The organism is Corynebacterium sp. KPL2861 (assembly GCF_040225475.1).
Lineage (GTDB): Bacteria > Actinomycetota > Actinomycetes > Mycobacteriales > Mycobacteriaceae > Corynebacterium.
This window is the reverse complement of record NZ_JBEHFW010000001.1, coordinates 19,945-35,446: the sequence shown is the minus strand read 5'-3', so window position 1 is coordinate 35,446 and position 15,502 is coordinate 19,945. Positions and strand designations below refer to the sequence as shown.

At 53.7% G+C, this 15,502-nt stretch carries 10 protein-coding genes and 2 pseudogenes; 7 read left to right on the top strand and 5 right to left on the bottom strand.

From position 1 onward, the window contains the following. Nucleotides 1-9 precede the first annotated feature (9 nt). Nucleotides 10-1,131, top strand: a complete 1,122-nt coding sequence (locus tag ABRP84_RS00170) for a YbfB/YjiJ family MFS transporter (protein ID WP_284869926.1) — start codon at nucleotides 10-12, stop codon at nucleotides 1,129-1,131. Nucleotides 1,132-2,008: 877 nt separating this feature from the next. Here ABRP84_RS00170 and ABRP84_RS00165 read toward each other — a convergent pair. Next, nucleotides 2,009-2,402, bottom strand: a pseudogene (locus ABRP84_RS00165) (IS6 family transposase); the annotation flags it as partial. A 93-nt stretch (nucleotides 2,403-2,495) separates the two neighbouring features. Next, nucleotides 2,496-3,305, bottom strand: a complete 810-nt coding sequence (locus tag ABRP84_RS00160) for an ArsR/SmtB family transcription factor (RefSeq protein WP_023025734.1) — start codon at nucleotides 3,303-3,305, stop codon at nucleotides 2,496-2,498. 29 nt (nucleotides 3,306-3,334) lie between these two features. Here ABRP84_RS00160 and ABRP84_RS00155 point away from each other — a divergent pair, with 29 nt between their 5' ends. The 4 genes and pseudogenes from ABRP84_RS00155 (at nucleotide 3,335) to ABRP84_RS00140 (ending at nucleotide 8,610) form a co-directional block, all read left to right on the top strand. Then, a complete protein-coding gene (locus tag ABRP84_RS00155) occupies nucleotides 3,335-3,844 on the top strand; it encodes a ThiF family adenylyltransferase (protein WP_023025736.1) in 510 nt (169 codons plus the stop codon). Beyond that, nucleotides 3,841-5,205: an MFS transporter gene (locus ABRP84_RS00150; RefSeq protein ID WP_349851958.1), complete on the top strand. Its 1,365-nt coding sequence runs from the start codon at nucleotides 3,841-3,843 to the stop codon at nucleotides 5,203-5,205. The genes ABRP84_RS00155 and ABRP84_RS00150 overlap by 4 nt, the downstream gene beginning before the upstream one ends. A gap of 74 nt (nucleotides 5,206-5,279) precedes the next feature. After that, nucleotides 5,280-6,473, top strand: a pseudogene (locus tag ABRP84_RS00145) (IS3 family transposase). Nucleotides 6,474-7,779: 1,306 nt separating this feature from the next. Continuing rightward, nucleotides 7,780-8,610, top strand: a complete 831-nt coding sequence (locus ABRP84_RS00140) for a GDSL-type esterase/lipase family protein (protein WP_349851956.1) — start codon at nucleotides 7,780-7,782, stop codon at nucleotides 8,608-8,610. 157 nt (nucleotides 8,611-8,767) lie between these two features. Here ABRP84_RS00140 and ABRP84_RS00135 read toward each other — a convergent pair whose 3' ends face one another. From ABRP84_RS00135 to ABRP84_RS00125, 3 genes are read right to left on the bottom strand one after another with little or no spacing between them, the layout of a single operon-like run. Beyond that, nucleotides 8,768-9,580 carry an ABC transporter ATP-binding protein gene (locus tag ABRP84_RS00135; RefSeq protein ID WP_023025750.1) on the bottom strand — a complete coding sequence of 271 codons (813 nt, stop codon included), beginning with the start codon at nucleotides 9,578-9,580 and terminating at the stop codon, nucleotides 8,768-8,770. Next, complete coding sequence (locus ABRP84_RS00130) at nucleotides 9,580-10,671, bottom strand: FecCD family ABC transporter permease (protein ID WP_023025753.1); 1,092 nt, start codon at nucleotides 10,669-10,671, stop codon at nucleotides 9,580-9,582. The genes ABRP84_RS00135 and ABRP84_RS00130 overlap by 1 nt, the downstream gene beginning before the upstream one ends. Continuing rightward, nucleotides 10,668-11,735, bottom strand: a complete 1,068-nt coding sequence (locus tag ABRP84_RS00125; protein WP_023025755.1) for a FecCD family ABC transporter permease — start codon at nucleotides 11,733-11,735, stop codon at nucleotides 10,668-10,670. Before ABRP84_RS00125 ends, ABRP84_RS00130 begins: the two co-directional genes overlap by 4 nt. A gap of 568 nt (nucleotides 11,736-12,303) precedes the next feature. On the opposite strand from ABRP84_RS00125, the gene ABRP84_RS00120 reads away from it, so the two are divergent. Continuing rightward, nucleotides 12,304-13,284 carry an ABC transporter substrate-binding protein gene (locus ABRP84_RS00120; RefSeq protein ID WP_284869924.1) on the top strand — a complete coding sequence of 327 codons (981 nt, stop codon included), beginning with the start codon at nucleotides 12,304-12,306 and terminating at the stop codon, nucleotides 13,282-13,284. 402 nt (nucleotides 13,285-13,686) lie between these two features. After that, on the top strand, nucleotides 13,687-15,483 hold the full coding sequence (locus tag ABRP84_RS00115; protein WP_284869923.1) for a siderophore-interacting protein: 1,797 nt from the start codon (nucleotides 13,687-13,689) through the stop codon (nucleotides 15,481-15,483). The last annotated feature ends 19 nt before the right edge of the window (nucleotides 15,484-15,502 follow it).

Below are 15,502 nucleotides of genomic sequence, written 5' to 3'. Positions count from 1 at the left end.
TTCAGATAGATGAGAGCAACGTCTTCAAGCATTCAAGGCACACTTGGACTTGCAGTGGCAATGGGGATCGGCAGGTTCTTCTATACGCCACTGCTTCCCCTCATGATGGCAGCTTTAAACTGGTCAAGTTCCATCTCGTCCTGGATTGCAGTATCAAATTATCTCGGCTATCTGCTCGGGTCTTTGACCCTTTCTAAAAACTGGCTATCTAAAACGAGAACCCTTTATCGCAGTTCCTTAATATTTTCAACTCTACTGCTTGCTGCAATGGCGTTGACAGATAGTCCAGGAATGCATGTTTTACTACGGTTCTTAGCCGGCATAGCGTCTGCATTCATTTTTGTATGCATCACCCAGTTTGTTACCCAGAATGTACAGTCCTCCTCTCTAGTTGGCTTTGTTTATGGTGGTGTTGGCTTAGGCATTACCGTTTCTGGACTAACGGTGTGGTCACTAGGTCAAACCTTGGCATGGACACACTTGTGGGGTATCGCTACCCTAATCAGTGCGTTATTTAGCATCATCGCCTGGACTTGGCCCATTGGCTCTGAAGAGAAGACTAAGGATCGCAAGGTACTGGCCAGTTCTACGGAACGATCCACCCCAGAACTTCATCAAGCTTTTCGATTACTGAATGCGGGATACTTTTTTCAAGGTTTCGGATACATTATTATTGGCACATATCTCGTTGTGCTGGCCGACCCTGTTTTCGGCTCATCAGCAGCTGCCATCACATGGGCCGTAGCTGGCGTCGCAGCAATCCCCTCTCCCTATTTCTGGTCAGCACTTGCAGAGCGTTTTGGCCGACGTCGTGCATTACTTGGCTGCTATACACTCCAAGTAGCTGGAGCAATTGCCGCCACTTTTGGCAATTCGACTGTTTTACTGATGGTTGCTGCCATTCTTTTTGGTGCTACTTTCATGGGAATTACGATGCTTACTATTTCAACGGGAGTCGCTTATAGAATAAACGGAGGAGCTGCACGTCTAACGACTTGGTATAGCCTAGGACAAGTCGTCGGCCCGGCGGCCATTGGAGTACTGTTATCAAACTCAATCCGCATATCATTTATCATTGCAACCATTGCTATCATCATCGGTATGGCAACAATTAAGGTTTCAAGGTTATAATTCATAGTCAACCTCCCAGGCGCAGCGCAGATATCATCACGCCTTCCAAGGACCAAAAGATATACGAAACCTTCTATTCACTATAGAAGACACATATCACATCCCGAATGAAGTCACAAACAAAGCTAATACTAACTCGACTAATCTACCTTTTTCTTTAGAAGACTATTTTCCTCTTTTAGTTCAGAAAATTCGTTACGCAGCTCAGCTATGTCGTCCCAGTATATTTCAATCTACTCATCGACCTGCTCTTTGTTCCATGAAACTAGGTGCACCAGCGACTATAGGTCATGGTCAGAGGGTGTGAACACTGGTGCCCAGATAGCAGGTCGCTTGCGTCAGGCAATGCGCCGGCGCATTGCCTTATCAGTTTCTCTAATTGAGATAGGAGGACGAGCAGCTAAGGCTGCAGTATCAGGGCAAGGCTTGAAAATTGGTGTACATGCGGATTATCCGCCAGTATACGCAGACTACTGTTAACAAAAGAGGGAATCTTGACAAGACAGAACATTACTTGGCCCAGTATCCTTTCGCTTGCGCTAATCTTAAGCGGATCCGTCCTGTTGTCGAAGTTTCATGAAGAGAGTTCGGCTCTTTCTCCAGAGAACTTCGTTATATGGGCGGCACCTTCCGTCCTTGGGGGGATTAGGGCTGATATATTGCACCGTAAAACACGAGGTCGTAACTTCCTACGCCTACGGGATTCTGCTTAGCCTCCTCTCCTTTGGCGCAGCAGTTTGGCATCCAAGTACCTTTACTCGCTGTGTTACAGCAGTTATTTTTTTGATAGTGGCTATAACCGTCGTTCTAAAGCGCCAAAAAATTAATACTCCTAAAAACGCTCACGGCTAGCCGCAGGTGATACAAGTAAGGTGTACCCGGCTGACGCATTGGATTTGAAGGCCTTGGCCAGGAAACGCTTCGCTGCAGCCACGTTCTGCTTCGAAGAGAGGTAAAACTCCAGGGTCTGGCCACCGGCGGTGATCGCCCGATAGAGGTAGCATCATCTGCCGCCGACGCGGATATAGGTCTCATCCACCCGCCAGGAACTGGCCTGCCAGTCAGGTACCTGCCGGTACCACCGTGTTTGCTTGTCCAGCTCAGGCGCGTATTTCTGGACCCAGCGGTAGATCGTGGTGTGATCGACCGGCACGCCCCGCTGAAGTCATCATTTCCTCCACAGCGCGGTAGCTCACCCCGTAGCGGCAGTACCACCGCACTGCCCACAGAATGATGTCACGGGGGAAATGACGACCGGAGAAGATACTCATGGCTGTGATTATTTCACGTCGCTCTTCTTACTGCCCCAACTTTGCAACAGCACCTCTCATCCTGTTCCGACCGGCTTTCGATCGTCCGAAAGGTCACGTCGGTGCCGAAGAACGACTGAAGCCCTCAGGGACGGCTGTCGGGCAATTGAGGGAGATCCCCGCGTCGTTGAGCGCTGCCCGCCCGGCGGGAGTGAGACGCACGGCCCGGGTACGACCCCTGCGGGAAAGCCATTCCTTATCCAGCAGAGTCTTGCAGATTCCCGTGCCGAGAGGGCCGGCGAGGTGGAAGCGGCGTTCGGTGGAGTCCATGCACGACCTGCCCGTGTCGAGCATCTTCAGGGGCACACCCCACTGTATGAACAAGCGATGACCTTGATTAGTGACCTGACAGTGCGAGTCGATGAACTCGTGCTCTTCTAGTTGTTCAGCCAGGCGCACCCCGAGCTTACCGGCGAGGTGCTGATAACAGGTGCGGCCTTCACGTAGGTTCGCATTCGCCCGTGACGCGCTGAGGCTGTGAGGAGTGGGCAGGGGCGAGCGGGCGACCACGCCAAGGCTCTCGACCACTCGTGCGATGTCTTCCCCGGCCAGGCGAATGTAGCGGTGCCGGCCCTGCCGAATGTCGTGGACGAGACCGTGGGTGACGAGCACGTCAACATGCTCGCTCGCCGTCGACCGGGCCAGGCCCGCGTACCTGCCCAGTTCACCAACCGTCCAGGCCCGCCCGTCCATGAGCGCAGCACACATGGCCGCCCGCGACGAGTCAGCCAGAGCCGACGCGACTGTCGAGATATCCGGGACCGCTTCAGGAAACACGCGCGCAACCATGCCTCCAGTATGCACCCGGAACTGTTCGGTGACGACCGAACAATCGCAGGCGTAGTCTGAACTCACCAGATTCATTGCATCAGGAGACGAAGGGAGCGATCGCGATGAACGGGGACCGCCAACGGCTACGCGAGCACTACGATGAGGACTTCTACTGGGAACGCGTTGACCGCAACCTGGGTTGGCTCGGCGACACCACCGAGGAACAGCGTGAACGCCAAGCACGGTTGCGCGATGCCGTGATCGGCATCGTCGGCACCGGGGGCATCGGCGGTGCCGCAGCCGCCCGCCTGGTGCGCATGGGCGCACTCAACCTGAAACTGGCCGATCCCGACCACTTCGACCTGACTAACGTGCAACGCCAGTACGGCGCCGGGCGAGACACGATCGGCCGCAACAAGGCCGAAGTCGTCGCCCAGCAACTCCTCGCGCTCACCGGGGGAGAGACGGCCAGGGAGATCCGGGACATGCACTTCGCCGCGTCCTGGCGCCTGTTCGATCTGGTGCTGCCGACACTGCTGGACCGGTCCTACCGGACCTGGGATCAAGACCTGAGCAAGCGCACCTACTTCGGCCACCCGCCCGCCGAGGCTTCGCTGGAGTCTCGCGTATGACCGCGCATCGGCGCACGGCACTGGTCGCGACCCTCCTCGGTTTCTTCATCGTCATGCTCGATACGACCATCGTCAATGTCGCCCTCGCCGAGATCGGCACTGACCTCGACACGACGGTGAGCTCACTGCAGTGGGTCGTCGACGCTTACACCCTCGTGTTCGCCGCGCTCCTTCTCACAGCTGGGGCCGCATGCGACCGTCTCGGGGCTCGCAGGGTCTACCTCGCTGGCCTGGTGGTCTTTGCTGTGCTCTCGGCCGTGTGCGCCCTCGCTCCCACAGGCGGGTTCCTCGTCGCTGGTCGCGCCGTCCAGGGCGTGGGCGCGGCAGCGATCGTGCCGGGCTCTCTGGCATTGCTGTCGGCTGTGTACGACGATCCGAAGGAACGAGCACGCGCCATCGGGCTGTGGGGCGGCGCAGGAGGTGTTGCCGCCGCGATCGGACCGGTCCTGGGCGGAGCGCTGGTGTCGACGATCGGGTGGCGGGCGGTGTTCTGGGTCAACCTCCCCATCGTCGCTATCGGCTGTCTGCTCACCTTGTGGGCAATTCCCGCGCTCAAGGGCAGTCGCGCGAGACGGGTGGACCTACCCGGACAGGTGCTCTCCGTGCTCACGCTGGTGGCAGTAACCTATGCAGTCATCACCGCAGGCGAACACGGATGGTCACCCTGGCAGGTAGCCGTGCTGATCGCCGGGGGCGTCTTCCTCGCCCTGTTCATCATCGCAGAGCGACGACACCCGGACCCGATGCTGCCGATGGCCTTGTTCACTCGTGCCCGGTTCTCCGTGGCCGCAATGGTAGGGCTCGCGCTCAACATCAGCTTCTTCGGACAACTCTTCGTGCTCTCCCTCTTCTTCCAGCAGTACCTGGGATACGAGCCGTGGCTGGCAGGCCTCGCGCTGGCACCACAGGCGTGCAGCGCCGTGGTCGCGTCACCGCTGGGCGGCCGTGCCGTCGCCCGGTGGGGCGCGTTCCCCACCATGCTCACCGGCCTGGTAGTCGGCACGATCGGCTTCAGCAGCCTCGTGCTGCTCACCGCAGAAACTCCTTACGTGGTGGTCGCGGTGTTGACCTTCACGGCTGGATTCGGGATGGCCTTCGCGATGCCGGCCGCGACCTCGGCCGCAGTGGCCTCGGCCCCGCCGGAACATGTCGGCATCGCAGGAGGAGTCATCAATGCCGCCCGCCAGACCGGCAGCGTCGTCGGCGTCGCAGTCCTCGGCGGAATGGTCGCCAGTGGAGCGTTCCTCACAGGCTTCCACACAGCCGTCGCGGTCGCCGGTGGAGTCTTCGGTGCCGCAGCGCTCGTAGTTGCTGCCACCATCATCAGTCACCTACAGGAGCCAGTTACACCTGAAGTTTAGAAGGACCTGACCCCTGTTTGGTAGACACCTGATATCCAGCCCGGTTGGGTTGGGAAGAAAGGTAATCTACCATCATGCCTAGGTACTCCGAACAGTTCAAACGTGATGCTGTGGCCCTCTACGAAAACAATGAGGACCTTTCACTTCACGCGGCTTCAGCAGAGCTTGGAGTCAATCGTTCCTCACTTTATTCCTGGATCAAGCAGTACGGCACCGGCAAACGCGCCCGCACGAAGACCCTGCGTGACAAGGCCCAGGCGACGACTGATTCCGAACGGATCCGCCAGCTAGAAAAAGAAGTCTCTAAGCTGCGCGAAGAACGCGATATCCTGCGCAAGGCCGCGAAATATTTTGCCGAAGAGACACGCTGGTAATCCGCTTCCAGTTTGTCTATGACCACCGAACCGAGTACTCGGCTCACACGGATGTGCCACGTGTTAAAGCTCAATCGATCCTCATTCTACAAATGGCTCAACACCCGCGAAAATCGCAGGTTAAAGACGTGTTCCGATGCTCTTATTGGTGCAAGAATTAAGACCATTTTTGATGATGAGCACGGGCTTTATGGTGCTAAACGCATCGCTGCAAGCCTCAACGACGATACGGGCTTTCCTCCGATCAATCACAAGAAGGTCGCACGCATCATGAAATCCATGGGGCTGAAAGGCTTTACTAAGCGGCGTCGGTGTATCACCACCAGGCGCAAGCCTGGCCACCGCGTCATGCCAGATTTAGTAGGCCGTAAATTCAGCGCTGACAGGCCGAACCACGTGTACGTAGGCGACATTACGTACCTGCCGTGTAAGGGCGGCAAGAATATGTACCTAGCTACGGTCATCGACGTCTACTCGCGCAGACTCGTTGGCCATGCTCTGGCCGATCACATGCGGGTATCGCTGGTTATCGAAGCTTTGTCCCATGCCAGGAAAGTCCGCGGAAGCCTTACAGGGGCAATTTTCCATTCTGATCACGGCAGTGTGTACACCTCACAGGCATTTAGGGACCACTGTGCCCATCTTGGTGTGCGCCAGTCCATGGGAGCAGTGGGTACAAGTGCCGATAATGCCCTGGCAGAATCCTTTAATGCCGCCTTAAAGCGTGAAGTTTTGCGTGATCGGAAAGTCTTTGACAATCCCATTGTCTGCCGCCAAGAAGTCTTCCGGTGGTGTATGCGCTACAACACGCGCAGACGGCACTCCTGGTGCAACCTTCTAGCCCCCGACGACTTCGAAGCACTCACATCGGCTACACTGACCCAAGCAGCATAGCTAACCCCCGACGTGTCTACTTTCCGGGGGTCAGGCCCTGAGCAGGCTAGAAACGGTGGTCTGATCAAAATAAACTGATTGGTAAGGAATTTGTTGTGAAGGAAGGGACGATCATTCCGGGAATACTTTTTGGAATAGTCTTGGGCGTCGCAACTCTTTATGGCGGAGTGCTACTGTCCACATGGCTTCCAATCCCCTTCGTTTTCTATGGGCTACCTTTACCTTCATTGGTGGTTTTGGGTGTATTAGCCATGTCTGTCTACATGTTGAAAAAGGATCGGCTTAGCGACCGATCATGGCGTGGTTTTGCCTTCACATTCGCCACGGTTTTTGTCGTATCAGCGTTCTTATGGGTGAGTACCATTTCTGGCTATGGAAACTTCGCATAGCCTAGAGATATAGAACCGTTGTAAGGCCAATTATGGGTAGCCGTCTAGATTGAGGGTTAAGTAGTAAAATGTGTGTCTGGTTGGCGTGTCGTCGGCTGGGCACTTTTTGTCATTTCATGGGTCCTTTTCTGATTCCTATGGAGTGTGAGTATGCGGTTGGGATAGCGTTGTTGTAGAAGGCTGGTCTACTTCCATATTGATGTAAGAAATGCACGTGGAGGCGGCAATATCGAGACGCGTACGAAGTGGCTCAATAGTCGCTTCAGTTATAAAAGCCACATCAAGGCTGACGTCACCCTGCCTTACGCTCTTTTGCCAGGCGAAATTGGAAATGATGAGTTCTAGCAACGCTTGGCGCCCTGAGAACTTGCTGTCATTCGTGCCGATCTTATTGAACCCCTAGAGTGATATCTGGGGCTCATGTTCTTCGGTGAGCGCATCCTTGAGAGGGTCGAGGACGGGTCTGCGGATTCCTTGGAAGCCACCGTATACTGCATCAGCCTTTTCGGCGGGATATAGGTGTATGTGGGACCGATGCGTAAGATTTGTATCCCCCGGCTGGATTTGGGAATCAAAATGAGAATCAAAGTGGGGTACCTTCCCCACCGGAAACTTCCGAGTTTGATACCGCAAGACCCAGAAGTAATAGATTGCGCTTATATTGAAAATAAAATACTCATTCTGGGGTTACGTAAGAAATGTGAGTGAAAATACTAGGGCTTTGAGATAAAAGTAAAAATCCCTGCACCCACTGGGAGAGTTCGCTATAGTGATAGCGGTAATCATAGCCACCGATGGATACCATCTATAAATTGTTTATATCGATGCTGATGACACTTTCAATGTGAGTAGTCATCTATCGGAAGGCTAGAAAAGCAACTCAATATTGATTGAAAGGAAACGCAAATATGCGCCTTGTGAGCAAATACATTGCTGCAGCTTGCGGAGCAGTCATGCTCGCTACTGGTCTTTCCGGTGTCGCGTCAGCCGCACCGACCGGTAATCTCGTCACGCTCGGTGACTCCTACTCCGCCAACCCTGACCAAGTCCGAAATACCTTCCGTGGGGTTCCTGGCGCAACCGATAACTATCCCCAGCGCGAGGGGTGTCTTCAGGCGCCTAATAACTGGCCGCGGAAGCTTGCCGCAAAGACGAATCGACCACTGGCCGATTGGTCCTGCACCGCTCAGACTTCCAACACCATGAATCAACGCTTGGACCGGGCTATTGCCAATGGTGACGTCCGCAATGACTCCACCGTCGTCATCGCTGTAGGAATGAATGACTACGGTCCATTTAACTTCGATGTGTTGAAGAGTTCTCCGGATGTCCCGAAAAACGTCCACGACAACTATGTGAACCGTTTGCGGGAAGCTGGCGACAAGATTCACCGCGCAGCACCGGGAGCAAAGATCGTTGTATCGGGCGCGCTGCCCACGGTGGACCGTGAACACGCAACGTTCTGTGCAGTCAATGTGATTCCGAACCACCCGGGCGGTATTTATGTCCCAATCGTGCGGGATGTCGAAAATTGGAACCGCGCTAACCAAATCGAGGCCGCTAATTCAATTGGGGCAACCTACGTTGACATGATTGATGGCGCTCGCGGCCATGATACGTGTGCTCCAGATGCCCAGCGCTGGGTTGCTGGCTTGATTGATACCACGACGCCGAACTACAACATGAACTTTCATCCGTCGGACGCAGGCTCCGAGTACATGGCCAACACTCTTTTGGCTCACGTATAAGTATTCGAAGCTCCTTTAATTGGGGGTAGTGGTTTACAATTCTGCTCTTGCCGCCAATTTTTAGACCTTCACCCGTGCTTTCCACTGGTGAAGGTCATTTTTTATTCTCACCCTTAACCCACTGGGGGTCTCGGACATGCAAAGAGCGGTGCCGTCACTATGTATTGGCGCCGGAGGGGACAACGAGCGGGCCTCCTGTAACTGGATCTTCAATAACCAAGGCTTTTAAGTTGAATGCGGTGAGAAGTAATTGAGGGGAAATAATCTCCTTGGGAGCCCCAGTTGCAAGAATTCTTCCTTGATTCATTGCAATCAAATGGTCGCTATATCTAATAGCTAAGTTGAGGTCATGTAGAACCATAACGATGGTGCGCCCCAGTCTTGTTCGTAGCGAATGAATGAGCTCGAGAATTTCGATGGACGTCGCCAAATCTAAGTATGTTGTGGGTTCGTCAAGGAACATAACCCCTGTGTCTTGAGCTAGAACCATGGAAATCCACACTCGTTGGCGTTGGCCACCGGAAAGTTCATTAATGAAGCGTTCGGCAAATTGCAGCGAGCCGGTTTGTGCGAGCGCGGAATAAACCTCCTGCTCATCGGATGCTGACCATTGGCGCAGCCACGATTGATGTGGATGGCGCCCGCGAGCGACAAGATCGGATACAAGTAAACCCTCTGGCGCAATAGGGGCCTGCGGCAGCACACTAACTTTTGTGGCCACATCCTTTCGGCGAAGCTCGGTGATATCGCGCTCACCTAACATTACGGTGCCACTTTCTATGGGTAACAGCTTCGCGAGGCTGCGTAAGAGTGTCGATTTTCCGCATCCGTTGGGGCCAACAATCGTAGTGACTTTGCCTTTCGGGAGCTCTACATCAATATTTTCAAGGATCGGAGTATTGCGCGCGTATCCTACAGTGAGGTTTGATGCCGTAATTGCTGTGCGCGAAGTGATTAATGGGTCAGACATTAAGCTGATTGGACCTTCCGATTTTGCTGAACGAGTAAATAGAGTAAAAACAGGCCCCCAATTATCGAAGTAACGATTCCAACAGGAAGCTCGATTCCCAGCAGAACATGTATGATGACGTCTGCACCGAGTAAGAGAATCGCTCCAGTGAAGGTAGAGGCTAGCAGCGGAGGTGTTGAGGTTCGACAAATACGAAGTGCTAATTGAGGAGCAACAAAGGCTACAAAACCAATGGGGCCTGCTGCGGAGACCGCAACGGCAGTTAATGCTACGGCGAGTATGAGTACAGAGAATTGCACCGCATTGAAACGAGAACCGAGTGCTCGTGCCATGTCTGGGCCAAGCGCCGTGGGAAGTAATTGGTAACTAACCCATCCGAGCAATGGTGCAGACATTATTATTGTGATAGCTACTGGGAAAGTAGTAGTCCAATTAGCTCGATCTAGTGAGCCGGTCAGCCAAAATTGGGCGACGGAGGCATCGTGCAATTGCGCACGAATCATAGCGAAGCTGATGTAGCCAGACAACAGCGACGTCAAGACTATGCCCGAAAGCAAGAGCCTGAATGGGTTTGCGCCTCCTTTCCAGGAAAGAACCCACACGACGACGCTTGTACTGACAGCTCCGATAAAAGCGGCTAGTGGGACGCCGATGCCGGCTAACCAACCTATGAAGCCGCTACCCGAGCCGAAGACGATAACCGTAACCGCCATTGCTGAGGCGCCAGCGGTCATGCCTAAAATGTCAGGACTGGCGAGCGGGTTTCTGGTTATCGATTGTGTTAGAGCCCCAGCGAGACCAAGTGCACATCCTACTGTAAACGCAGTGAGAGCACGGGGCATTCGCCATTCGAAGACGACTAGTTTCTCCAGTCGAGTGCCTTGGCCGCTTACAATAACTTCCAGTATTCGACCGAAAGAGATTGGATAATCTCCCAGCATGATAGAAAAAGGCACAAGAAGTAGGGCCAATATAGCGAGGATGAAAGTTGTAGATAGCTGCCACGGGCGCCAAACAGTTGAGAGCTCTAATAGTTTTGTACCAATGCGGAAGGCGGGGCGACCGGGGACAGAATTGCGGTGACTATTCATAGCGCTACTCCCTTCCGCTGGAAGACGAGCATGAAGAATAATGGGGCGCCAATAAAAGCGACGACAATTCCTACTGGTAATTCGCCAGGGCGTGCGATGATCCGGCCAATGACATCAGCTAGCACCAGTAGCGTGGCGCCCAATAGGGCGGAATACGGCAAAATCCACCGATAGTCAGGACCCGTGATGGCACGCACCAAGTGCGGCACTATCAGGCCGATGAACCCTATGGGCCCTGCCATGGCCGTCGCAGCCCCCGCAAGCAGAGCGATCAGGACCATGCCAAAGAGACGAGCCCGATCGGTTTGAGCACCGAGACTTTGAGCCACATCGTCTCCGAGGCTAAGCAAGTTTAACGATGGGGCTGAAGCGAAGGCTAAGACGATGCCCAAGACTAGAAATGGTAGTACTCCCCAAAAGACGTCTAGACCTCGACCCGCTACCGAACCTACTGTCCAAAAACGCATACGGTCCAGATTGGCTTCTTCTGCAAGAATGAGGCCTGTAGTGATTGAATTCAACACAGCGGATAAGGCTGCGCCACTCAGCGTAAGAGTAAGCGGACTAGCATTACCTCCATTGATGCGTCCCATACCGAAGACAATGATGGTTGCACTTATCGCGCCCAAGAAAGCAGCCACAGTGGTGGCAAACATACTGATTGAGCCAAAGAGCGCGAAGCTGGAAACTACGGCTAAGGCGGCGCCAGCATTGACTCCAAGAATGCCTGGATCTGCGAGCGGGTTTCGTGTGTGGCCTTGAATTAAAGCGCCAGCTACTCCGAGAGAAGCACCCACTACGATTGCGATCAACGTCCTCGGCACACGGAGCTCGAAGAGTACTTGCTGTTCAAAGTTTAGAGCAGTTTCACGGTGCGATGGAACTTCTCTGAGGGCAGATATGACGTCGGTCAGTGGAATACTTCTAGCTCCGACAGCGATGCTCAAGAAAATTCCGAGGACGAGCAGTGCCAGACATAGTATGAGTCCAGCAACGCGTCGCGAATAGGTGCGGCTTCGAGGCACTTGGGTGCCGTTAGTGCTGAAACTGGAATGAGTACTCATGGCGGTCAGTCGAGAAGTTCCTGTTCTGTGCGGTAAGACCTGTGTTCTTTAGGGCTGGATAGGCTCAACCAAGAGTCAGGCCCATAAGAATGAGAAATCAGTCGTTTGAGGTGTTTGGCTTGCGGTTGAAGTCTTTCCATCTCCTCAAAGAAAACTCCTGTTCCCACTTGTGGCTTACGCTGAGCTAGCGACTGAATTTGCGCGGTTCAGCGTCATCGACAATCTACGAAGTGTTAGGTGTGGCACAAATATATGCTTTTCAGATTAGGTTAGTCAACCCTAATCCAGGTGGGTAAATTTGATACTAACTTGTCCTGGGGTGGGGAGGGGGGTAGATGGAGGCTTTCGCCTCTCGATTGCAATCGAGGGAGGGGTGTAATCCTCTCGGGGCGATTTTCGGTCCAGGTGGGGCCAGTTAATGACATATTCCACAAATATGTATCGGCACACTATTGCAATGTGGTAAAGGTAAAGCTAACCTAACCTAAAAGTTGCTTGCGGGTCTGTGGGAAATCCAATGGAAGGCGTTGAAAAGGCAACTTCAGGAAATCGACTTTAAGGAATAGGGATGTCATTAAAAAGGGGAGCACGGTCATTTATCGCGGCCACTATCTGTGCCGGATTGGTTCTGTCAGGATGCTCGTCGAACGATTCAACCGATGAAGCGGCAACTTCCGAAGTTGCAGAAGACGTGACCATTGAGCATGCACGGGGTACAGATACGTATCCGGTCAATCCACAAAACGTGGTTGCCGTGGGGCCTGCAGTTGATAACCTGCTGGAACTTGGAATTAAACCAGCAGCCGTCGTGCAGAATGCAAAGGATAAGAACTCGCCTTGGCGCGAGGGGAAGCTCGATGGTGTCAAGGTGATCGATCAGGCAGATTTCAAAACTCTGCCACAAGAACAAATCGCGGCAATCGAACCCGACTTCATCGTTGGTGACTATTGGACAATATCTGAGGATAATTACAAAGAATTGTCAGCCATCGCACCGACTCTCGGCGGAATCTCCGATACCGGGGAGGGCATTGGCTGGGAAGCACAACTAGAAGCTTTGGGCAAGATATTCAATAAGGAGTCCGAAGCTAAGAAAGCCATTGAAGAGGATCAGAAGCGTTTCGCTGATGTGAAGGAAAAATTGCCAAACCTCTCTGGTAAAACCGGCATTGTTTCCCAATTCGCCCAGGGATCCTTTGGCGCCGTTGCTGACCCTGAGGATCCGGGTGCATCCTTCATCTACGATCTAGGTATGAAGTTCCCGGAGAAACTGACTGACGGTACGGTTCCAGTTGATAAGGGCCGAGTCACGCTTTCTCCGGAAAACGTGTCCTACCTAGCCGCTGATTTTATGGTCATCTATAACCGCACCGGCTCAATCGAAGAAGTTGAAAATACTCCGGGATACAAAGATTTGCCGCAGGTGAAATCCGGTGCGACTCTCGCTGGTGACGAAGCGGTCGTCGCTGGACTCAACAACCCAACGAGCCTGAGCCGAGCTTGGGTGCTGGACAAGACGATGCCGACGCTGGAAAAGGTTGGAAAGTAGTTAAGGTCTGCACAACTCCGACGCCTGCTAGATGGGGCTCACCCCGCTGTTGCAGGTAGTCGCCAACGCCTTCCGATTTATCGGAAGGCGTTGTCTTAAATGGACTGTATCCAATGCAGTGGTGCGTCCATTCCTGCCTTTCCAGCCACGAAAGCTTGGCCCCAAGCTTTCCGCATAGTCACCCATCGGCGCAGAAAGATGACTGCATTAAAGGTATGTAGGTGAGCTGGACAATGTTTGGCGCTGGGAGAGGCGTGCAAAGCGTCAGCAAAACTAAATAAAAATTAGGCCATCGAACAAAGTGAAATAAAAGCCATCAAGACCGAGAGGGGAATGGTCTCAAAAATGCCAAGGAACAGCCGGAGCAGGGAAATTTATCCAATTTCCTACCGGGAATTATACGTGGAAAATATCGAAGATATATCGCCATCCATGCGGCGAATTACGTTCAGCGGGGAGCAGCTCCAGGAGCACGAACGCGATGGTATTTCCGTTCCTTCATTATTAAGCCATGGTTTTGATGACGACGTTCGACTCATCTTCCCGGATCCGGAGACTGGAGAGCGACCGCACCCAATCGCCCAAAACGATGGCAACCTCCTGTGGCCAGAAGCCGTTAAGAACTTATTCCGCACATACACGGTTCGCTACTTTGACGCTGTTAATGGGCTATTAGCAATTGATTTCGCGCGCCATGGTGAGGGCTTGGCCGAAAACTGGTCACAGAGTGCTCGCATTGGTGACCCCATTTTTGTGGCAGGCCCGAAGTCGTGTGCACAGTTGCCCACGCATACCGATTGGCTTTTCTTGGCAGGAGACGAGACTGCGCTCCCAGCCATCGGCCGCTGCCTGGAATCGCTCCCATCTGGGCATGATGCGATTGCGGTGGTGGAGGTTCCGACGAACGCTGATATTCAAAAATTAGACATTCCGGATTCAGTACAGATCCACTGGGCGATACGTGACCAGGGCGAGGGCTTCGTTGAAAAGGCTAGTGCGCTCTTTGAAGAGACCGCTGACTCACAATTGCCTAGGGGCGAAGCATATGTATGGGCGGCGGGGGAGGCCTCCCGGCTGAAAACACTGCGGCGTTTGTTTAAGGCTTCCGGAATCGCCCCTGAGCATCAGGAAATTACAGGTTACTGGCGGCGAACTAGCCGGAAAGATGGCAAAGAAAGCGCATCGAGCAGCAATAGTGTTTTGCACAATATTCATGATTTGACTGAGTTGAATTCAGCCTTTGCGCTCCGCACTGCAGTACGTTTAGGGCTATTCCAAGAGATCGACGCGGGTGCCAATACTTTTCCTGCCCTTGCTGCTGCGGCAGACCTTCACGAGGAGGCGTTACGGAGGTTTATCCGTTACCTAGCTGCTCTTGAACTCGTCGAAGTCAGCGAAACCACCCTCACCTTGACTGCAATGGGAATGGAGTTAGCGGACCCAGATTCCAATGTGGTGCGTTGGCTCAGCGGGCCGGCGCATCTTGAGGCGATGGCGCTGATGCGCCTTGAGCATAGCCTTCGTACCGGTGAGGCGGCACCGCAAGGCGAACAGGGATTGCCGTGGTCAGAATATGTGAGCCGTGACCCACAACTCGCGGCCGAGCGCATTGAGCAAAAGAATATGAGCGCTGGCTGGACTGCTCCGTCCGCAGCACAGGCGATGCAGCACTATCTGAATGATACCGCTCGCGTTCTGATCATTGGCCAGGGAGGTGCAGTATATGCAGATGAAATTCTCCGGCGATGTGAGCATGCCCAGAGCAGGGTGATCGCCGATGCTTCCTCGGAAGCAGTGCTACGGGAAATCGCAGGAGCTTCTCGTGAACGGTGCGAAAAGAGTGGCGATGGAACTGGCTTTAATCCCACTGAGGCGGATTATGCGTGGGCAACTGATGTAGTCTTCATTGATCCCTGGAGTGTCTTTGGCAACGCAGAGGTGACTGCCCAATTAGACCGCGCCACTCACGGTGATGCGTTCCATCGGGCTTATATCCTTTCCGAGGTTCTGGAGGAAACCGGCGGCGATGAGCATTCCTATGAAGAGGACTTGGTGAGGCTTTCCATGTTCGGCACCAAGGTGCCGACTCAGGACGATGTCAGCGCTGTTGTTGCTGATAGCCGCGCTCTTATTTCTTCTGCCACGGCTGTTGGCTGGGGCAAACACCTCTTCGTCCTGGAGGCAGAAGCGAATTCCTAAAGAGGAGTCTCGGTGGGCC

What these genes read in the sequence shown, in the direction of transcription:
- ABRP84_RS00125 (WP_023025755.1), bottom strand. Translation starts at nt 11,735, where the DNA reads ATGAGTACTCATTCCAGTTTCAGCACTAACGGCACCCAAGTGCCTCGA.
- ABRP84_RS00155 (WP_023025736.1), top strand. Translation starts at nt 3,335, where the DNA reads ATGAACGGGGACCGCCAACGGCTACGCGAGCACTACGATGAGGACTTC.
- ABRP84_RS00130 (WP_023025753.1), bottom strand. Translation starts at nt 10,671, where the DNA reads ATGAATAGTCACCGCAATTCTGTCCCCGGTCGCCCCGCCTTCCGCATT.
- ABRP84_RS00135 (WP_023025750.1), bottom strand. Translation starts at nt 9,580, where the DNA reads ATGTCTGACCCATTAATCACTTCGCGCACAGCAATTACGGCATCAAAC.
- ABRP84_RS00160 (WP_023025734.1), bottom strand. Translation starts at nt 3,305, where the DNA reads ATGAATCTGGTGAGTTCAGACTACGCCTGCGATTGTTCGGTCGTCACC.
- ABRP84_RS00120 (WP_284869924.1), top strand. Translation starts at nt 12,304, where the DNA reads ATGTCATTAAAAAGGGGAGCACGGTCATTTATCGCGGCCACTATCTGT.
- ABRP84_RS00150 (WP_349851958.1), top strand. Translation starts at nt 3,841, where the DNA reads ATGACCGCGCATCGGCGCACGGCACTGGTCGCGACCCTCCTCGGTTTC.
- ABRP84_RS00170 (WP_284869926.1), top strand. Translation starts at nt 10, where the DNA reads ATGAGAGCAACGTCTTCAAGCATTCAAGGCACACTTGGACTTGCAGTG.